Genomic DNA, 19,811 nt, shown 5'->3' with positions numbered 1-19,811 from the left:
CCTAGTAGATAAGCAGCTGGGCTATTTTTTCAGCCTCTTCACCATATCTTAAACCTTCAATGATATGTTTTAGATTTTCAACTTCGTTTTCGAATACAATCAGATATGTCATGTAAACCATGGCAGCATCTGTAGTAAATCTCATATATCTCTTTGCAAGATTATATTTAATTTTATCTGTATAGTATTCAATATAAACGAATTCCTGATCATCCACATATAACTTGTAAGGTGATGAAGCAAGCTTCTTTAAGAACTCCTCTGCATCTTTTGTTTCAATCAATTCATTCATTACTGATTGTGGAATACGTGAGTAATCCAAGATCAACTGTTTCTTGATTTGTTCAGGCTTAGAATTAAAGAATCGTTTAAATCTATAGATCTTCGTAATATTTTCTAACTCAATCTGAGTATAGATCATAGTAAGTAGATCCTTCTGTTTTTTACCTTTAAATGTAGATTTCACTGTTTCAACGAATAACTTATAGTAAGCACGCTTGAAATCAAGTTCCATCATGTTTGTATCGATCTTCTCATCATCTACAGGCATATATTTCTGTAATATATGGTAATAACGTGTTTTTTCCATATATCTTAATAATGATGGGTAATCTTCAATACTTAATAAGCCATAAAGATCAAACGTTGAATAACGAGGTAGGTATGAAGGTATATCTAATTCGGAATTCAATGTCTCATCACTATTGAATAAACGTACTTTACTCAATAGCACAGCTATTTCACGTCTAATAATACCTAGCTGATAAAACTTCTGGTCACCCTTAGGTGCATAATGAATCAATCTAATAGCACGTAAGAATTCTTCTTCATCAAGAAGTGATTCTAACTGTCCTCTATGAATACTTGTTTCTTTCAAGCCTTCAAGAATAGGACCATAAGCTGTTTCACTCTTTAAGTAACTGACAACATCGTTGACAGTTCTTTTCTTTAGAAGTTCATCATAGCTTTCAGGAGTGAGATGTTTACCATACATAGATCTTGCTTTAGCAAGAACTGCATTAGATGAAAAACTCATAATCTCACCTCTAAACTTCTTTACATCTGTCTACGATAGATGCAACCCACTCCTCCTTGTGGGCTTCATAAAGGCTGGTGATCTTCTCAACAGAAGAATTATAATCCTCTTCATTCTTCTTCTTTGTTGCGTCAATTCTTTCCTGTAACTCTTTCTTCTTTGCATCAAGTGTAACCTGATACTCTTTAACGAAAGAATCGTAGATTTCCTTCTTCTTACTGTTCATATCTGCAGTTGTATCCTGTCTCTTCTTTTTGGCATCTTTTACAGCCTGAGCACATCTGTGGTCTACAGCTATGATATCAAGAATCATTTTATCCAATCCACATACCTCCTTCTCTTTGATTCTATAGGATAATACTCCTAAAAATTTTAAAATTCAACCAAAAACACTTCATCGTGATAAAAAAGCATCATCTATATCAAACAGACATATTCAGATATATCAAATGTATATGTATCTTGGTTGATGAATCCATTATACTCTTAATTTTGTAAAGCGTTAACATAATTTTTGTGAAATAACGAACATAATGAATATCTTTTTTAGGAAATAGGCAATATGACCATAAGTCATTTATTTCATACCTATTTTCTGCATTAGTTATACACCTTTCGTATGAATGCAACAATAAACAAATATCCATCTTTGTTTAATGTAAGCGTTTCACTTCATTTTGGTATGGCTTTTTTTGTTTATTTTCCTTATTCTTATATATATAGGAGAGAAAAAGATGAAAATTTTGGCGAGTGATTTTGATAATACATTATTTTTTAGTGATGGTGTACACAAGGAAGATGTAGAAGCGATTCGTACATTCCAGAAACAGGGAAATCTATTTGGATTATGTACAGGAAGACAGTTAGAAGGTATTAAATACCCTTTTGGTGGAAATAGAGAGCATCCATTAACTGATATAGACTTTGATTTCTATATTACTTTAAGTGGTGGTTTGATCTTTAATAAGAAAGAAGAAGTTATTTTTGAAAAAGATATCCCTATGAATATAGTAAAAGAAATCTCAGAAGCGATTCCTGTACATATGTCTATTGTATATAAGGATGAGATTTATATGTATCGTCCAGAAGATGAAAGCTGGGGAACTACTATTGATTCTTTGGATGAACTTACATTTAATGATTCAGATGCATTCTCATTTCATTTTCCTGAAGGGGATCTTGAAGATGCGAAAAACGCTATGGATTATATTAATGAACATTATAGTAATACATGTGCGGCATTCCAGAACAAGAATCATGTAGATGTATGTGGTGTAGGATGTTCTAAGGGAACAGGAATTAATCACGTTGTAGATTATTTTAATATTAATAAAAGTGATGTATATGGTATAGGAGATTCATGGAATGATCTTCCTTTATTAGATAGTGTTAAACACGGTTATACATTTACTTATGCCCCTAGTGAAGTAAAAAACAAAGCTGAAAAGGTTGTAGGAAGTTTAAGTGAAGCCATCCAGGATATTTTAAAAGAGGATTAATTCCTCTTTTTTTGTTTAATTTCTAAATAATCCAATATTTATCGCATATTATACAAATTTTAGTTTATAGATAATTGACAGTATTATATGAATATGGTAAATTTGATACAATTCTAATACTATCGGGGAGGAATTTTAAATGATTATTGGTGTTATTGGTCTAGGAACTGTTGGTTTCGGAACTGTTGATATTCTTACAAAAGAAAAAGAAAGACTAGAAAAAACAATCGGGGAAGAAGTAGTCGTTAAGTACGGTTGTGCACTTGAGGATGTAAACCTTCCTGATGGTATTATTTATACACAGGATTATCATGAAGTGATTAATGATGAAGATGTAGATGTTGTTGTAGAACTTATTGGTGGTACAACTATCGCTAAGAAGATCATCTTAGATGCATTAAATAAGAAGAAACATGTAGTTACTGCAAATAAAGCTCTTATTGCCCATGATGCGAAAGAACTCTTTACTGCTGCAAGAGAAAATGGTGTCAACCTTTATTATGAAGCAAGTGTTGGTGGAGGTATTCCAGTTGTAGTACCTGCTAAGGAAGATCTAGTAGCAAACAATATTAATAAGATTGAGGGTATCTTAAATGGTACAACTAACTTTATTCTTACATTAATGGAAAGAGATAATCTTGATTTTGAGGAAGCGTTAAAGATTGCTCAGAATCTTGGTTATGTAGAAGCCAATGCTGCACTAGATTTAGATGGTTATGATGCAGCACATAAAATCTATATTCTTACTATGAATGCTTTTGGTACATTCTTTGATTTTGATAAGATCAAATGTACTGGTATCCGTAATGTCACTAAGAAAGATATGGATTATGCAAAGAAGCTCGGTTATAGAATTAAGTTGATTGCGATGAGTAAAAGACTAGAAAATGGTTTAGGTATTGATGTATCTCCTACTCTTGTTCCAATGAGTGAAATTGTAGGTAATGTCATGGATGCTTATAATGTAGTAGAAATTACATGTGATTATCTAGAAAACGTATTATTCTATGGTAAGGGTGCAGGACGTTATGTCACTGCAAGTGCTGTAGTGGCTGATATTATTAAGACAGCTAAGAAAGATGTATGGACACATGATTATGATTATACTGAAGACGTCTATCCTATTACATCTTCTAAGTATTATGTAAGAAGTGAACAGCCACTCAATTTAAATTATGATGAATACTATTCATTTGGTGAAGATCATATTTATATTACTGATAAAGTAGAACTTAAAGATTTAGAAGACGCTTTAAATGATACTCCAGCAACATATTTCAAAGTAAGAAGCTAAAAGGTGGAATTTAACCCACCTTTTTTAGTATGTTGATATTCTCTTTTGCATATAGGTAGAATGATAGAAGAATAAGAAGTGTAGAGATAATTGTAAGAACAATAGAAAAAGTATAGGAAATATTATAGAAGACAATATGCACAATAATCATGAAATCTAACATGAATGTAGCAACTTTACCATGCCACACTGCCCCATGTACTTCCCCTGTTTCCTTAATAACAATCATACCAATACAACTCATGAACATTTCTTTAATAAGAATACAAATAAAAGGAATAGCAAGCCATCTAAAGCGTGTCATAAGACATAGGAGTACTACTGCTTGGGTTGCTTTATCCGCCACAGGATCAAGTATTTTACCTAGATCACTCATCATATTAAATGTGCGGGCTATATACCCATCTAACAAATCAGTCAGACCTGATATAACTAATAATATTCCTGTTAAGACATAATCTTTTTGGTTTATATAGGTATATACAATTACCGGCAACAGCAACAATCTAAACATAGATAATATATTAGGTATTGTGAATATATTCTTATTTCTCATTCTATCACTTCCTTATTATTAATACTAAAGTGTATAGCGTGAATTATCAACATAAAAGAGGCAGTTGCCTGCCTCTTTGTTTGTTATTTAAGTGTTACGTATTTGAATGTATAAGGAGTTCCAGTTGCTGAATGAACTAATCCCTTAACATTCTTAGCCTTTAATGCTGCAGCACCCTTTTCGAATACTGGAATATAAGCTAAATCATCAAGTGCAGTCTTTTCTACCTGAACCATTAAGTCCCAACGTTTATTTACGTCTGATTCAGTCTGAACCTGTTTCATTAATGAATCAACCTTTGCATTGCTGTACTTACCAAAGTTATTTGAGTTACCAGTCAAGAATAAGTTTAAGTAAGTTGTTGGATCAGCGTAGTCTGGACCCCAACGAGTACATGCAATCTCGTAGGTACCATGTTCTTCTCTGTTGTAGATTCTGTCTTTCTTAACAGTTGCAACCATGTTTACCTTTAAGCCTTTTAACTTAGAGAAAGAACCCTGTAAGTATTCAGCCATAGTATCCATTGGTGATTCATCAGTACCGTATAATAAATCAACTGTGATTGTATCAGTACCTAATTCCTTCTTAGCTGCATCTAAGTATTCCTGAGCCTTCTTAACATCATAATCTACAAGAACACCTGCAGTATCACGGAAGTCTTTACCAGCTGGGCTAGTAGATAACTGTGATGGAACCATACCAGTAGCAGCTCTAGAACCATCCTTTAAGACTTTTTCACATAAGTCTTTTCTGTTGATTGCATAAGATAATGCTTCTCTTACGTTCTTATCAGCAAGAGTCTTAACTTGGAAATTTAAGTTTAAGTAGAATAAGAAACCTTCATTGAAAGTTGTGAAAGTATCTTTACCTTTATACTTATCTACTAATGTAGAGTTGATTGTTGCATAGTCAACTTTGCCATTGTCAAAGTTCTGTGCAGCAGTCTTAGGATCCTGTACTAGGAACATTTCAAGGTTCTTAGTCTTAACTGCTTTAGCATCATAGTACTTATCGTTCTTAGTGAATGCTGCTTTGTTACCTTTGATCCACTTAGTCATTGTATAAGCACCATTAGATAATGTGTATTCTGGTTTAGTACCATAGTTCTTACCACATTTTTCAACGAACTTTTCGTTCTGTGGGAAGTAGCATGGGAATGCCATTAAGTCTGTGAAATATGGAACCTTGTTGTTTAATTCAACAACTAAAGTCTTATCATCAGCTGCTTTAACACCTAAAGTGTTCATCTGTTCATCAGTTGCTTTTGGGCCTAGGTCAATCAACTGACTCGCATTCTTAACTGATGCACCATCATCACCTAACATGTAAGCATAGGTACCTGCATTTTTAATAATTTTCTTCCAAGAATAAACGAAATCGTTGGCAGTGACTTCATCACCATTTGACCACTTAGCATCTTTTAAGTGGAAAGTGTAAGTCTTACCATCAGCACTTACATCCCAGCTCTTAGCTAATGCTGGAACTGTCTTGCCTTTGTCATTTACTGCTGTTAAGCCGTCTGTGATTGCGTGGATTGCGTTGTATGACATACCATCATCAACTACTGTAGAATCCATACCCTGGATATCTAATTCACTTGCAAATCTGAATGTATCAGTATCTGTCTTAGAACCACAGCCAGCAAGCATACCTGCAGCAGTAGTTAATGCAAGCAATACCTTTACTGTTTTACCTGTTTTCATTAATTTTCCCTCCAAAATTTATTATTAATGTTAACTGTTGTGTAGTTTACGCTTTACGTCAGATATAGTCAATCGTTTTGTACATTTTCTTTGTAATAATATTAAAATTTCATTACTTTTTAGTGATATCAGAAATATTGTAAATGTTTAATCAAAACACAAAAAAAGGAGACAGCATTTCTGCTATCTCCTAGGCCACTCTGTTTTGACACAAAGCAGAGGTTATTTTAATTTAACATATTTGAAAGTATATGGAGTTCCTACTGGTACCTGTACTAATCCTTTTACGTTCTTAGCCTTTAATGCTGCAGAACCTTTTTCGAATACTGGGATATAAGCCATATCTTCCATGATGACTTTTTCAGCCTGGATCATTAAATCCCAACGCTTAGTTAAATCTGATTCTTTCTGGATCTGTTCCATTAATGCATCATACTTAGCACTAGTATATTTACCATAGTTGTTTGAGTTATCAGTTGTAGCTAAGTTTAAGTAAGTTGTTGGATCTGCGTAGTCTGGTCCCCAACGAGTACATACTACCTGGAAGTTACCATTTGCTTCTCTGTTGTAGATTCTGTCTTTCTTAACAGTTGCAACCATGTTTACCTTTAAGCCTTTTAACTTAGAGAAAGAACCCTGTAAGTATTCAGCCATAGTATCCATTGGTGATTCATCAGTACCGTATAATAAATCAACTGTGATTGTATCAGTACCTAATTCCTTCTTAGCTGCATCTAAGTATTCCTGAGCTTTCTTCTGATCATAGCTTACATATTTATCTGCATCATCACGGAAGTCTTTACCAGCTGGGCTAGTAGATAACTGAGATGGGACGAAACCAGTTGCAGCCTTAGAACCATCTTTTAATACGTTTTCACATAAATCTTTTCTGTTAATTGCATAAGCTAAAGCTTCTCTTACGTTCTTGTTAGCAACAGTATCGTTCTTGAAGTTTAACTGTAAGTAGAATAAGTAACCTTCATTGAAAGTAGTGAATGTATCTTTATCTTTATACTTATCTACTAATGTAGAGTTGATTGTTGCATAGTCAACTTTGCCATTGTCAAAGTTCTGTGCAGCAGTCTTAGGATCCTGTACTAAGTACATTTCAAGATTCTTAGTTGCTACTGTTTTAGCATCATAGTACTTATCGTTCTTAGTGAATGTTGCTTTGTTACCCTTAACCCACTTAGTCATCTTATAAGCACCATTAGATAATGTGTATTCTGGTTTAGTACCATAGTTCTTACCACATTTTTCAACGAACTTTTCGTTCTGTGGGAAGTAGCATGGGAATGCCATTAAGTCTGTGAAATATGGAACTTTGTTTTCAAGTTCTACTACTAAAGTCTTATCATCTTTAGCTGTAACACCAAGAGTAGCCATCTGTTCGTCAGTTGCATTAGCACCTAATTCCATAAGGGCATCTGCATTCTTAACTGAAGCACCTCCGCTACCTAACATATAAGCATAGTTACCAGCATCTTTGATGATCTTACGCCAAGAATAAACGAAGTCATTTGCAGTAACCTTATCACCATTTGTCCATTTTGCATCTCTTAAGTGGAATGTATAAGTCTTACCATCATCACTTACATCCCAACTCTTAGCAATTGCAGGTGCAGTCTTACCTTTTTCGTTAACGGCTGTTAAACCATCTGTAATAGCATGAATAGCGTTGAATGACATACCATCATCAACTACTGTAGAATCCATACCCTGGATATCTAATTCACTTGCAAATCTGAATGTATCAGTATCTGTCTTAGAACCACAGCCAGCTAACATTCCTGCAGCAGTTGCAGCGGTAAGCAATACTTTTACTGTTTTACCTGTTTTCATATATTCTCCTCCTGTAGTATTTTGTTTTCTACTATGGTGATAAGTTTAGTCTAAAAATTGTATACTGTCAACATAATTTCACACAAATTTTTGTTTTTTAGTGACATTTATTATTTTTATTACTGTATTTACTAAATTTCAAACAAGTGTATCTATTTTTTGGTAACTTTTTATCACTTTAATAATAGATTGTGCTAAATTTTGTACAATATTTTAAATTGTAAAGGACGTATATACAAAAAATGAACAATACAATCCTGTATTGTTCACTTTATGTGTTTTCTATTTTTTTAACTTATTTTGATAGTCCTGCAGGGCATCTGTAGCATAGGATCTTGCATTAGATTCATTGATCTGATTGTAGTATTTTGCCTTATTTGTGACCTTTGTAGAGAATTCTTTCTTATAAGTGGCAATGATACGATAGTCAAACAACTTACTATAATCACTGCTCATTGTGTCATAAGATTCTACAAGGGCATATTCATAAGCATGATATATACTATGAAGCAATGCCTCTAGTAGAGTTGTAGAAGAAGCATGATCTAATTGACTGATATCAAAAGTAATCTCTTTTGATTTATTATTATACTGACAATAGGCATGTGTTAAGTTACTTCCAGCCCCTACTTTGATTCTTGCAGATATACCGAGATAGTCTCTTTCGTTATTACATACAGTTTGTAATGAATTGAGCTTCTCTTTACGTGTGAGTTTAGACCAGTTATGTAAGCTTTCAAGTGATTTTTCATCATATTTTCTCATATAGACATCTGTATTATTTGTAATCTTTGTAGATGATTGAATGATAGAAGAACCAAATAAAGTAAAGCTTAATACAATAACAAGTGATAAGAGAGAAGCCAAACCAATCACAAGCTGTGATTTTTCTAATAATGAATTATAGTTTCTTCTTTTTACTTTATAAAAGTAAAATCCTACATAAACTAGATCAAGACCAATAAGTAATACCCATACTATTCCTAGTGGTATAGGAAGAAGTAACATATAGGCAAGTGTTGTATAGATACCAAAAGGTATGAGTACGTTTGTCGCAATGCTTAAGTAGTTTCTTCTATCATCCTTTTCAAAGTAGATGAGTCCAAAGCTAAGTACTGTGAGCAAGAATAATACAAGCTTAGATTGTAGTAATGAACAGCCTGGGATGACTTTGAATATAAATAAACAGAATATAATAAGAGTGACACAATATGCAATGACTGCCCTAATAATGAAATCTTTAAGTGTAAATGTATTATGTTGTTTCATAACTTCCCCCCTCCTAATATTAATTATATCGTAAATACAAGTGAAAAAGAAGGCCAAAAGAAAAAGCCAGAGAACTGGCTTAGTCATTCGTGAGTTTTTTCTTTTTTACAACTAAATAGGCAATCACAATAGATGCAGAAGTCACTGCCCAGCTGATTGGGTAGACAACTAACACTGACTGGAATGTATGAATTCTTGCGAAGGCAATAAAGATCCAGGCCAATCTTAGAGCACAAGTGAAAACGATACAGAGTACTGTAGAGATCATTGGATTTCCTAGTCCTCTAAGTGCACCTGACATGATTTCTATAGTCATATTGAGTACTTCAAATGTGACTACAATAGAAATACGAACACAGGCTATTTTCACAATAGCAGGATCTGATGTAAAGATTCCTGCTAGGACTGGTGAGAACGATACGAAGAGTGCACTGATAGCACCTGTAAAAAGTGTACCAAGTAACATACACCATCTAATAGACTGGATACATCTTTTGTAGTTCTTTGCGCCATAGTTTTGTGATGTAAAGGTAATAGCTGCCTGAGCAAATCCTGTAATTAAGAAATAAGAATACATTTCAAAGTTTAAGGCAACAGTAGATGCTGCAACAATATCAGCACCTAAGCTATTAATAGCTGATTGAATAATAATATTAGAAATATTGAACAACATTCCTTGTATTGCAGCAGGAATACCTATAATAAGTATTTCTTTTGTATAGACCCATTCCATCCTCATATTGTCTAATCTAACCTGCAAAGCGCCTTCTTCTTTATACAGAATTCTAAAGAGTAATAAAGAACTAGTTGCATCAGCAATCGTAGTAGCTAAGGCTACACCAGCGACATCTAACTTAAAAAGAATGACAAATACTAAGTTCAATACAACATTAATAGTACCTGAAATAATTAAACAATAGAGTGGTCTTTTGGTATCTCCACCTGCTCTTAGTATGGCCGATTCAAAGTTATAGATAGTTAAGAAGAACATCCCTATGAAACATACTCTTAAATACAGTACAGCAAGAGGTAGTACTTCTTTTGGTGTGGACATAAGTTCTAGTAGTGGACGAGCAATAATTTCTCCAATAATAGAAACAATAAAACCAGTAATAATAGATAATACAAGTGCTGTATGTATGGCCTGATTAGCTCTATCTTCTCTTTGTGCTCCTAAAAAACGTGAAATAATCACATTAGCTCCTACTGAGAAACCTACAAAGATTGTGATAAATAGATTAGTGATTGGGGCCGTACTCCCTACTGCCGCTAGTGAATGACTTCCTGAAAACTGTCCTACAGTCGCTACATCACAAGAGTTAAATAACTGCTGAATAATACTTGTAGCTGCTAAAGGTAATGCGAATGCAAGGATCTTATCCCATAACGATCCTTCTAATGGATTAATTCTTTTAGCCATAATTTCCCCCTTCTTGCCTATTCTATCTTTAAAGCACGCTTTAAGGTCAATACTTTTCCTACTAGAATACTATACTTATTTATTTTTTATGATGCATTATTTCACAATTAGAAATTATTTTCCTATATAATTAATATGAAAGGAGGTCTCGGTATGAAGAAACTATTTACATTATTATTATCGTGTATGGTAGTGTTTGGTTTAAGTGCATGTACCAACAATAATAAGGATACAGGACAGAGTAATCCTACTAAACAAACTGATACACCAACACAAACAGAACAATCAATTGATGAAGCATTCTATAAGGATTTTAAAACAGCATTAGAAGAAAGATGGAAAATAGAAGAAAATGATGCAGAACTCACTACAGAACTCTATACTCGTTATGTAGATACTGAACTTAAATATCTAAGCAAGTATGAACATAAAGAAGATTCATTTAATAATCATGAAATTGGTGATGCTGCTGAAGATTATGTAGAAGCCTTAGTTGAAGGTAAACAAATGGCTTACCTCATCGATAAAGATTATACTAAATGGCACCAGGAGTATGAGGATGAAGTATTCGAAGAAAGTACTGAAGCTATTTATAAGTTGAACGCTATAAAGAAGATTACTTTTGAAAATGAAGAGAACCAGAAGAAGTTTGATCGTCTTGTGAAATATGGTGAAGAATATAGTAAGAGGGATGACTAATGGATAATATTGTCGTATTGAATGATAATGATGGAAATGAATTAGAGTTTGAATATCTTGATTTAATTGAACATGATGAAGAAACATATGTTGTATTGTTACCAGTAGACGAAGAAGCAGATGAGGTAGTGATTTTGAGATGTGAAGAATCAGAGGATGATTCTGATGAAGAAAACTATCGTTCAGTAGATGATGAAGCACTACTTAATGAACTATTTGAAATCTTTAAAGAAAAAAATGCAGATAAGTTTGATTTTGATTAAGAACGAGGGGCACCTGATGGTGCCCCTTTATTGTGCTTCTAATTTTAATAACGCTTCTTTTCTATCTATACCACCTGCATAACCTGTTAAGCTTCCATTACTGCCTAATACTCTATGACAAGGGACTATAATACTTATTCTATTATGTCCTACTGCTCCTCCTACTGCCTGTGCAGAGAATCTTTTAACACCTCTTCTTTGTGCTAATATATTCGCTATTTCTCCATAAGTCATTGTATGGCCATAAGGAATATCACATAAAATTTCCCATACTTCTTTTTGGAAATCTGTACCTATGAAGTGAAGAGGAAAATCAATGGATGGCTGTTCTTTCTTAAAATAGAGATCAAGCCATCTTTGTACTTTTAGAATTAGTTCTGTGTCTTTTTCTTCATAAGGTTCTATTAATCCTGATGCATAATACTTCTGATTTTCAAACCATAAACCATATACACCTATTTCATCTGTCGCAATAAGTATATCTCCTAATGGTGATTGATAGTGTCCAATATAAGTCATATGAAATCCTCCATATGTCTATCATATCAAAAAAGAGACTCGTAAGTCCCTTAATTGAATTGTTTATGCTTATTTTCAATAAAGTCATGATACCATTTAAAGCTATCCTTCTTATATCTCTTATAAGTACCCTGACCTAGATTATTGGCGTCCACATAAACAACGCCATAACGTTTCTCCATTTCACAGCTTCCTGCAGAAACGATATCAATCACACCCCACATGATATAGCCAATAACGTCTACACCATCATCAATCGCTTCATCAATTTGTTTAAAGTGCTGTTCAAGATAATCTATTCTATATGGATCATGAATCAAACCATCTTCCATAATATCATGTGCACCAAGTCCATTTTCACATATAAAGACAGGTTTCTGTGTTCTATCATACATCTTATTCAACATGATTCTTAGTCCTACAGGATCAATCTGCCATCCCCAGTCACTTGCCTTAAGATGAGGGTTCTTTGTAGATACAACGAGATTACCCGCAGTCTGTTGACCATCTTCCTTACATGTTGCGATAGAACTTGAATAATATGAGAAGCTGACAAAGTCACATGTATATTTTTTAAGTAATTCTGAATCTTCTTCTGTAATAGTTAGATGAATATCATTTTCTCTAAAGAAACGATCCATATAGCTTGGATAATGACCATTCGCAAGTATATCCACCGCAAACCACTGATGGATTTCTTCATCTCTGACTGCTTTTAAGTTATCTTCTGGAGTAGAAGTAAGCGGATAGTAACAGAAACATGCCACCATACATCCAGATTGGCTCTTAGGAGAGAGTTTTTTCGCAATCTTAATTGTCTTAGCACTTGCTACAAATTGATGATGTAATGACTGGAATACGAGTGTCTGATTATAAGGCTGATCCTTTTCTTTTACTAATCCTACACCATTATAAGGACTAAAGTATCCAGCATTTATTTCATTAAACGGGAGGAAGTAATCAATATATTCTCCCCAGTTTTCAAATACAACTGTCGCAAATCTTTCATAGAATTCAATCAGTTTTCTATTTGTCCATCCACCATAATGTTCTACTAGGTATAATGGAACAGCATAATGATTCATTGTGAGAAAGATCTTCATACCTGCTTTATGTACTTCTTTGAAGATATGATCATAGAACTTAATTCCTTCTTCATTAGGTGTTTCTTCATCTCCATGAGGATAAAGTCTTGCCCAGCTGATTGAGAAACGATAGATATCAATACCTAATTCTTTAAGTAAGGCAATATCTTCATCAATATGATGGTAACCATCACTACCCTGCCTAAATGGGTAGTGACCTATTCCTTCACATTTCTTTGCTTCATCAATAATATCTTGTGTAAGTAATCTTGTAGATGTTGTCGCATCAGATGTTCTTTTTAAATAGGGTCTACAATCCTGTGTATCTAAGCCTTTACCGCCTGCTTTATAACCACCTTCATATTGACTGCTAGCAGTGGCTCCACCCCATAATATATCTTTTGTCTTTTTCATAGTTGTCTCCTTTATTTAAAAAAACTAAGGTTTTCACCCTAGTTTCTTTGCAAGCTTGTAAGCACCATATTCCGGTGTATGGATAGGTGAAATAAGATGATCTATTGTTTCATTCAAAATAGGTAGAATATAGTGAGAAGCATGATCAAATACGCCTCCAATATAAGAAATACGAGGTGTTGAATCATATTGTTTTAAGAGTGTTTGTAAGAGTGAACGAATTTCTAATGCTGCCTGTTTATATATTTCTATCGCATAAGGATCTCCCTGATTGGCAGCTAATCCATTGATATAAGCATAGGATGCAATAGATGTACGATCAAGACTATTCATAAATGTGATAATATCATAGTCAATATCTAGATCACATTCTTCCATAATTAGATCATAAAGCACTGTCTTTTCTAGTCTGCCATCTATTTCTTTACAGAATGTATGAAACATCTTCTTCGCAATCCAATAAGCACTGCCTTCATCGCCTAATTGATAACCCCAGCCTCCACAACGTGTGAGCTTATTATTCTTAAGTGATAAGGCAATACTGCCTGTTCCTGCAATGACCACAATACCATCATGCCCATCTAATGCACCTTCTATCGCAATTCTTACATCACTTTCTACGACAAAAGGTCTATCTCCAAATGCCTCTTTACATATATATTCTATTGTGTCTCTTAGTTCTTTCTGTTGGCCATATCCTGCAAGTCCTGCACCAATAATGGCAGTATGATCAGGATCTAGCTGATTGACACCATCTCTTAATATTTCAATAGATTGATCTTGTGGCTGAGTTAAAACATGTACTGTAGGAAGGATTAATTCTTTTAAACGAGATCCGTTCTCATCAAAAAGAACCATCTTTGTTTTTGTACCTCCACCATCTATACCTATATACAACATTTCTGTTACCTCTTAATTCTCAGATGCTTCGTTTGCCTTTTCTTCTTCTAATAATTCATTATCATACATCTTAAAGAATGGATAATACATGATTACTGAAAGTAGGATTAATACAATACTTAATACTGCTGCTCTCCAGTCACCACCACATGCCAAATAGGCACCAATTGGGCCAGGAAGTGTCCAAGGGGCAATAGTTACTGCACAGTTTACTAAATGCATAGCTGTTGCAATCCAAGCAATAGTTGCAAGAACTAATGGGACTAAAATAAATGGAATCAACAACATTGGGTTTAATACGATTGGTGCACCAAAGATCATTGGTTCATTGATATTAAATAATGAAGGAAGGATAGTTGTTCTACCAAGTGTTTTACCATATTTACTCTTAGCTGCAAAACAGAATAGAATCGCAAGTCCTAAAGTAGCACCAGAACCACCAATATGGACAAACCACTGTAAGAATGGTTCTACACCAATATGAGTGGCAGCCTTACCTGCTGCAACTGCTGCAGTATTCTGATCTAATAGAATTAACCAGATTGGTCTAGCAAGTGAACTGACAATAGAGTCACCATGAATACCAAATGACCAGAAGAACATGATTAAGAAAATAATTAATAATGTAGAAGGTAATGTATCAGTCGCATTAACCAAAGGTTTAATTAAGTTACCCACAATGCTGTGAACATCTACACCTAACCACATAGTGAGCGTAGAAATACCTAAGATAATGATAATAGTAGGTGTCAAAGATTCAAATGATCTTGCGACTGCAGGTGGAACAGCTGCAGGCATAGTGATTTTTAATCCTTTCACCTGTGTGAATCGATATACTTCTACACCAATAAAGGCAGAAATGATACCTATAAACATACCTGCTGAACCTAAGTGTTCTGCAGGAATAACATAACCAGATGGCAGCTGCTGTAAAAATGCATTTAATTCAGCATTCTTAGTTGCAAGAGTCGCAATAGAGTCTGTAACATCTGGAATAGATGCTGGTACAACTGTAAGCAAGAATGTAAGTTCTGCCATGATTGCACCACTTAAACCATCTAAATCATATGATTTAGCTAAAGAGTAACCAATACCAAATACAGCATAAAGTGTCATGATATACATTGACATTCTATATGGTAGTAGAATTGCGACTGCATTCGCTTTAATGAATTTTGCGAGCGCCCAGTCTGCAGGCATCTGGTTGTAAGAAAAAGCAACAACCATTAATAATGAACTGACGATGATGATTGGTAATGTCGCAATAATACCATCACGGATCGCACGTAAATGTCTTTGATTAGAGAGTTTTTCTAAAGGACCCGCTAATTTACCCTCAATGACGTTTGTAATTGCATCGAACATAATTTAATCTCCTATTATTTAATCATTAATATTAATACAAAGGCCATCAAAGAGAAGAGACCTGTTACAAGATAGAAGTTTTTACATAATCCTTCTTTTCTTTCAATGAAATACTGGGAATAAGCAACACTGAGTCCACATGCAAGACCACTAATTAGTGCGTTAGGGAGTCTGAAGTCGATGTGGAGGTAAGTGAATCCATTTACACAGATGATAAGTGACAACATAGTAGAAACAAGAATAAGTAATGCACTCTTGAACCCAAACATAGGGATATCATAATCCGTCATACCAAAGACATTCTTGTTTTGTTTATTGTTTTGATTCTTTACAACGTACTTATTCATCTCATACCCTCCTATAGATTACTTTTTACAGTTTTACTGATATTTCCATTGTTTTTAAGAAGAGCTTCTTCACATTCTTTTTCATCTTTACCTGTTAAACCAGATAGAATCGCAATCTTTACATTGTAGTGACATTTAGTTAATAGTGCGATTGATTCTTCTTCAGAACAATCTAAAGATTGTGAGACAATGTTGACAGCTCTGATCTTAAGTTTTTCATTAGTAGGCTGTACATCAACCATAAGGTTTTTATAGACCTTTCCTCTTTTGATCATTACAGATGTAGAAAGCATATTTAAGACAAGTTTTTGTGCGGTACCTGCCTTCATTCTTGTAGAACCAGTCACGACTTCTGCACCTGTAATTACTTCTATTGGATAGTGGGAATATTTTGATATTTCCCCATTGTGAACACAACAGATAGAAACTGTCTGGCATCCTAGTGTGCGCGCATAGTGAAGTCCGCCAATGACATAAGGTGTTCTGCCTGATGCTGCAATACCACATACAACATCTTTGTCTGTTAAGTGGATATTCTTTAAGTCCTCTACAGCGAGTTCCTGAGAATCTTCTGCACCTTCTATTGCAGTTGTGAGTGCGATGTTCCCACCAGCGATTAATCCTTTTACTAGACGAGGATCAACACCATAAGTAGGAGGACACTCTGATGCATCTAATACACCTAATCTCCCTGATGTACCAGCACCAATATATATCAGTCTGCCACCTTGACTCATCTGTTGATAGATACAGTCAACAGCATCACAGATTTGCGGTAAGACGTCTCTTACAGCTAATGCTACCTTCTGATCTTCATTATTAATAGTAGTGAGAATATCTATCGTAGACATTTCATCTATATGTAATGAGTCAGGATTTGACTGTTCTGTATCTAAATTATTTAAGTTCATTCTTGTTCCCTCCTTCCAATATCATTATAGACTTGTTGAAATATTATTTCAAGTATATTTCATTATAAATGAAATGTTATTTCTAAAATAAAAGACTCATAGTGAAATATGAGTCTACTTTTTGAGTATAGAGACATTGTCTTTAGAATCTATGAGATTCTTTTTATGTTCTTCAAAGTTCTTCTTAAATACACCATAGTACAATAAGTCAGTTATCACAAATGAAGAGATACGAGAAGAGACAGCACCAATACGCAAAGCTTTTTCTTCACTTGGTACTTTGAGTGAATAGGTACTGAGTTTAGAGATTGGATTAGAGTTAATTTGTGTAATAGATATAAATGGTATTTGTTTTTCATGTAACACTCTAGCAACGTCTACTAAACCAGTCGTAGAACCTGAGTAACTAATAATAAGTGCTGCATCATTTTGATCCATGCTTTGGGCGAAGGTCATCTGTACATGTAAATCAGCGTTATAGATCACCTTCTTGCCTATACGCATTAACTTCTGGTAGATATCTAAACCAATAACTGATGAACCACCTACACCAAAGAGATAGATAGTAGAAGCATTATTAAGTAAGTCTATTGATTGTTCAAGGGTATCAATATTTATTAACTGATATGTTTTTAAGACTGTATTCATATTTAATCTACAGCCTTTTTCTACTAGTGTACTGATATTATCTTCTGGTTCAAAGATGAGATCTACTTCTTGTTGTTTCTCTTCTTTAGTAGATTGAGCTAAGTTCATCTTTAGATCACTAAAGCCTTTAAAACCTATTTTCTTTGAGAAACGGATAATAGCAGCTGCAGAGGTATTTGTCTTCTCACCTAGTACCTGTGCAGAATCCTGTAGGATATCATTTTCTAGTATGTATTCAGCTATAAGCTTTTCTGTTGCAGTATAGCTATCATTGTATTCTTTAATTCTTAAATATGCGTTCATGAGATCACCTCCGATTAACCTTATTATAGCATATAGAAAGAGTTGTTTTGTATATAAAAATATCCCCTAGAGGGGGGATTGGAAATCATGAGGTTCCGTACTTGCCATTTTATACTGTCAAAAATTCAGTTTTCAACTTTTTATAGAAAACATCATAATTAAGTTGTTCACATCATTTTAATCAGTGCTTAAAAAGATTACCAAGATTCAACCTATTTCATTGTCCTTCTTATGATTTTTTGTTTATTATTCTTATCAAATTATATTTTCCCTTCAAGAATTAAATATATCACTTTACCGTGAACTACCCATCACCTAAAGGTAATGGGCTTCAGAGAGCCTAACGGCTCTTTTTAAGAAGTTTGATATTTAAGTTTCCACCTATTGCTAGGCAATCTTTATTCTTACAGGCGTGTCCACCTCGCCTCTACTGTATAGCCCCACAAGGGACACAACATTACTTTTACGCAAAATATTTAATGCACCATTTACATCAGCATTAAGACATTTACCATTCAAACATTGATACATACCTCTATGTATTCGCTTTCCACTAAATGTATAGCTTTGCGGGTTGTCGTTATTGTAAATAGGAATATCATCCTTATCCCAAAATGATGCTTTTGAAGTATAGCTTTCTTCCTGCTTTACAAAGACAATGCCATTAATCTCACAAAGGTACTCTACCTTAAAACGAAGTTGTCCATAAGGTATATTTACAAATGTCTGATTATTGACTTTACCAATACTACTGTTCTTCTGGAAAGTTTCATTATAGCCAACTACAAGTGTTCCAATATCATTATTGATGCAATAATCTATGATTGTGCGTGCAGTCTTGTTCATATAATCATTAATCTTATTATTCCTGCTGCGAGTATTGGCTTTTTGCTTATTGGTAGGTCTTTTCCCAATATTTTGTTTATCTTTTATAGACTGTAAACGTGCATTTTGCTTATTGTACCACTGATTTATGGATTTAAGTCGCTTACCATCAATGATGAATGTCTTGCCATTACTTGATACCGCTGTTACAAGATTATTAATACCAAGATCAATTGCCAGTGCATTATTTATATTTAAGTTTCTTTGAATACATTCAGCTTCATAGATATATTGAATTTCAAAGAACCTGGCGTTTGCTTTCGGTATGATACGGATTTCCTTAACTTTCTTATCAAGTAATATAGGTGGGATGGTAATCTCTACACATTTATGTGCTTTCTTGTAAGCATTTGAATATGGTAAAATCAGTTTATTACCATTAAGTCTTACAAAACCTATGACAAGCGTAGTATATCCATCTTTTGGAAGATAGTTTGGCAAACGACAATCCTTAAAAGCATACTTGCCTTTTTTAGCAAGTTTAAGTAGTCCAAAGAATGATTTGAAACTGCCATCGACCTCTTTAAGTATCTGTTGAGCCATATTTGAATTCAGCATCTTGTAATTGTTAGATGTTTTTAATAGAGCATAGTTCTTTTCATAATTAAGGTATTCGCCCTCGTTAAAGTAATACTGTCTTACATTATAGATTGCTTGATTAGTGAGATTCTTTGCTATATGGCAAAGATGCTTAATATTTTTGTAATCTTCTTTTGAAAGATGTTTTACTTGTTGCTTTACTGTAAGGTACATAGCATTTCTCCTTTCTAAAGATTTAGAGAAATGTTCTCCATGTACCTATTATATCGCATATTCTAATGTAATATCATCATTTCAGTAAAATATATAATTT

Annotated in this window: 19 protein-coding genes; 4 read left to right on the top strand and 15 right to left on the bottom strand. The window is 33.9% G+C overall.

The features are described 5' to 3' along the window. Position 1 precedes the first annotated feature (1 nt). Both DW269_RS03940 and DW269_RS03935 read right to left on the bottom strand, forming a co-directional pair. Positions 2-1,036, bottom strand: coding sequence for a V-type ATPase subunit (locus DW269_RS03940; protein WP_022425821.1), 1,035 nt, complete (start codon positions 1,034-1,036; stop codon positions 2-4). A gap of 10 nt (positions 1,037-1,046) precedes the next feature. Beyond that, positions 1,047-1,349, bottom strand: a complete 303-nt coding sequence (locus tag DW269_RS03935; protein ID WP_187012230.1) for a hypothetical protein — start codon at positions 1,347-1,349, stop codon at positions 1,047-1,049. 421 nt (positions 1,350-1,770) lie between these two features. Between DW269_RS03935 and DW269_RS03930 the strand changes: the two genes are divergently transcribed. Both DW269_RS03930 and DW269_RS03925 read left to right on the top strand, forming a co-directional pair. Beyond that, positions 1,771-2,535, top strand: a complete 765-nt coding sequence (locus tag DW269_RS03930; RefSeq protein WP_117458650.1) for an HAD-IIB family hydrolase — start codon at positions 1,771-1,773, stop codon at positions 2,533-2,535. Between the two features lie 139 nt (positions 2,536-2,674). Then, a complete protein-coding gene (locus DW269_RS03925) occupies positions 2,675-3,829 on the top strand; it encodes a homoserine dehydrogenase (RefSeq protein WP_117458649.1) in 1,155 nt (384 codons plus the stop codon). Between the two features lie 10 nt (positions 3,830-3,839). On the opposite strand, the gene DW269_RS03920 is transcribed toward DW269_RS03925, so the two are convergent. From DW269_RS03920 to DW269_RS03900, 5 genes are all read right to left on the bottom strand, one after another. Continuing rightward, entirely contained in the window at positions 3,840-4,385 is a 546-nt protein-coding gene (locus DW269_RS03920; RefSeq protein WP_117458648.1) for a CDP-alcohol phosphatidyltransferase family protein, read from the bottom strand. An 83-nt stretch (positions 4,386-4,468) separates the two neighbouring features. After that, complete coding sequence (locus DW269_RS03915; RefSeq protein ID WP_117458647.1) at positions 4,469-6,088, bottom strand: peptide ABC transporter substrate-binding protein; 1,620 nt, start codon at positions 6,086-6,088, stop codon at positions 4,469-4,471. A gap of 222 nt (positions 6,089-6,310) precedes the next feature. Beyond that, the gene (locus DW269_RS03910; protein WP_117458646.1) at positions 6,311-7,930 is read right to left on the bottom strand and encodes a peptide ABC transporter substrate-binding protein; all 1,620 of its coding nucleotides are present in this window, start codon (positions 7,928-7,930) and stop codon (positions 6,311-6,313) included. A 282-nt stretch (positions 7,931-8,212) separates the two neighbouring features. Then, on the bottom strand, positions 8,213-9,199 hold the full coding sequence (locus tag DW269_RS03905) for a hypothetical protein (RefSeq protein WP_117458645.1): 987 nt from the start codon (positions 9,197-9,199) through the stop codon (positions 8,213-8,215). Positions 9,200-9,278: 79 nt separating this feature from the next. Continuing rightward, positions 9,279-10,619, bottom strand: coding sequence for an MATE family efflux transporter (locus tag DW269_RS03900; protein ID WP_233502463.1), 1,341 nt, complete (start codon positions 10,617-10,619; stop codon positions 9,279-9,281). Positions 10,620-10,772: 153 nt separating this feature from the next. Here DW269_RS03900 and DW269_RS03895 point away from each other — a divergent pair, with 153 nt between their 5' ends. Next, on the top strand, positions 10,773-11,318 hold the full coding sequence (locus DW269_RS03895) for a hypothetical protein (protein WP_117458643.1): 546 nt from the start codon (positions 10,773-10,775) through the stop codon (positions 11,316-11,318). Beyond that, positions 11,318-11,581 carry a DUF1292 domain-containing protein gene (locus DW269_RS03890; protein WP_117458642.1) on the top strand — a complete coding sequence of 88 codons (264 nt, stop codon included), beginning with the start codon at positions 11,318-11,320 and terminating at the stop codon, positions 11,579-11,581. Before DW269_RS03895 ends, DW269_RS03890 begins: the two co-directional genes overlap by 1 nt. A gap of 27 nt (positions 11,582-11,608) precedes the next feature. Here the strand turns inward: DW269_RS03890 and DW269_RS03885 are convergent, their stop codons facing one another. The 8 genes from DW269_RS03885 to DW269_RS03850 all read right to left on the bottom strand — a co-directional run bounded on the left by DW269_RS03885 (position 11,609) and on the right by DW269_RS03850 (position 19,711). Then, a complete protein-coding gene (locus DW269_RS03885) occupies positions 11,609-12,100 on the bottom strand; it encodes a methylated-DNA--[protein]-cysteine S-methyltransferase (protein ID WP_117458641.1) in 492 nt (163 codons plus the stop codon). Between the two features lie 50 nt (positions 12,101-12,150). Further along, the gene (locus tag DW269_RS03880) at positions 12,151-13,599 is read right to left on the bottom strand and encodes a glycoside hydrolase family 1 protein (protein ID WP_117458640.1); all 1,449 of its coding nucleotides are present in this window, start codon (positions 13,597-13,599) and stop codon (positions 12,151-12,153) included. Between the two features lie 33 nt (positions 13,600-13,632). After that, complete coding sequence (locus DW269_RS03875) at positions 13,633-14,499, bottom strand: N-acetylglucosamine kinase (RefSeq protein ID WP_117458639.1); 867 nt, start codon at positions 14,497-14,499, stop codon at positions 13,633-13,635. Positions 14,500-14,511: 12 nt separating this feature from the next. Further along, on the bottom strand, positions 14,512-15,864 hold the full coding sequence (locus DW269_RS03870) for a PTS sugar transporter subunit IIC (protein WP_117458638.1): 1,353 nt from the start codon (positions 15,862-15,864) through the stop codon (positions 14,512-14,514). A gap of 14 nt (positions 15,865-15,878) precedes the next feature. Continuing rightward, complete coding sequence (locus DW269_RS03865) at positions 15,879-16,211, bottom strand: hypothetical protein (protein WP_117458637.1); 333 nt, start codon at positions 16,209-16,211, stop codon at positions 15,879-15,881. 11 nt (positions 16,212-16,222) lie between these two features. Then, positions 16,223-17,122: an N-acetylmuramic acid 6-phosphate etherase gene (gene murQ, locus DW269_RS03860; RefSeq protein WP_117458636.1), complete on the bottom strand. Its 900-nt coding sequence runs from the start codon at positions 17,120-17,122 to the stop codon at positions 16,223-16,225. 114 nt (positions 17,123-17,236) lie between these two features. Next, positions 17,237-18,073, bottom strand: coding sequence for a MurR/RpiR family transcriptional regulator (locus DW269_RS03855; protein ID WP_117458635.1), 837 nt, complete (start codon positions 18,071-18,073; stop codon positions 17,237-17,239). Between the two features lie 387 nt (positions 18,074-18,460). After that, entirely contained in the window at positions 18,461-19,711 is a 1,251-nt protein-coding gene (locus tag DW269_RS03850; protein WP_117458634.1) for an RNA-guided endonuclease TnpB family protein, read from the bottom strand. Positions 19,712-19,811: the final 100 nt, after the last annotated feature.

Source organism: Catenibacterium sp. AM22-6LB (genome assembly GCF_003435615.1).
In the GTDB taxonomy this organism is placed as follows: domain Bacteria; phylum Bacillota_I; class Bacilli_A; order Erysipelotrichales; family Coprobacillaceae; genus Catenibacterium; species Catenibacterium mitsuoka_A.
This window is presented reverse-complemented; position numbering and strand designations above follow the sequence as displayed.

Coding starts and splice junctions, on each gene's coding strand:
- DW269_RS03910 (WP_117458646.1), bottom strand. CDS start 7,930: ATGAAAACAGGTAAAACAGTAAAAGTATTGCTTACCGCTGCAACTGCT.
- DW269_RS03905 (WP_117458645.1), bottom strand. CDS start 9,199: ATGAAACAACATAATACATTTACACTTAAAGATTTCATTATTAGGGCA.
- murQ (WP_117458636.1), bottom strand. CDS start 17,122: ATGAACTTAAATAATTTAGATACAGAACAGTCAAATCCTGACTCATTA.
- DW269_RS03895 (WP_117458643.1), top strand. CDS start 10,773: ATGAAGAAACTATTTACATTATTATTATCGTGTATGGTAGTGTTTGGT.
- DW269_RS03885 (WP_117458641.1), bottom strand. CDS start 12,100: ATGACTTATATTGGACACTATCAATCACCATTAGGAGATATACTTATT.
- DW269_RS03875 (WP_117458639.1), bottom strand. CDS start 14,499: ATGTTGTATATAGGTATAGATGGTGGAGGTACAAAAACAAAGATGGTT.
- DW269_RS03935 (WP_187012230.1), bottom strand. CDS start 1,349: ATGATTCTTGATATCATAGCTGTAGACCACAGATGTGCTCAGGCTGTA.
- DW269_RS03850 (WP_117458634.1), bottom strand. CDS start 19,711: ATGTACCTTACAGTAAAGCAACAAGTAAAACATCTTTCAAAAGAAGAT.
- DW269_RS03940 (WP_022425821.1), bottom strand. CDS start 1,036: ATGAGTTTTTCATCTAATGCAGTTCTTGCTAAAGCAAGATCTATGTAT.
- DW269_RS03930 (WP_117458650.1), top strand. CDS start 1,771: ATGAAAATTTTGGCGAGTGATTTTGATAATACATTATTTTTTAGTGAT.
- DW269_RS03920 (WP_117458648.1), bottom strand. CDS start 4,385: ATGAGAAATAAGAATATATTCACAATACCTAATATATTATCTATGTTT.
- DW269_RS03890 (WP_117458642.1), top strand. CDS start 11,318: ATGGATAATATTGTCGTATTGAATGATAATGATGGAAATGAATTAGAG.
- DW269_RS03925 (WP_117458649.1), top strand. CDS start 2,675: ATGATTATTGGTGTTATTGGTCTAGGAACTGTTGGTTTCGGAACTGTT.
- DW269_RS03915 (WP_117458647.1), bottom strand. CDS start 6,088: ATGAAAACAGGTAAAACAGTAAAGGTATTGCTTGCATTAACTACTGCT.
- DW269_RS03855 (WP_117458635.1), bottom strand. CDS start 18,073: ATGAACGCATATTTAAGAATTAAAGAATACAATGATAGCTATACTGCA.
- DW269_RS03870 (WP_117458638.1), bottom strand. CDS start 15,864: ATGTTCGATGCAATTACAAACGTCATTGAGGGTAAATTAGCGGGTCCT.
- DW269_RS03900 (WP_233502463.1), bottom strand. CDS start 10,619: ATGGCTAAAAGAATTAATCCATTAGAAGGATCGTTATGGGATAAGATC.
- DW269_RS03880 (WP_117458640.1), bottom strand. CDS start 13,599: ATGAAAAAGACAAAAGATATATTATGGGGTGGAGCCACTGCTAGCAGT.
- DW269_RS03865 (WP_117458637.1), bottom strand. CDS start 16,211: ATGAATAAGTACGTTGTAAAGAATCAAAACAATAAACAAAACAAGAAT.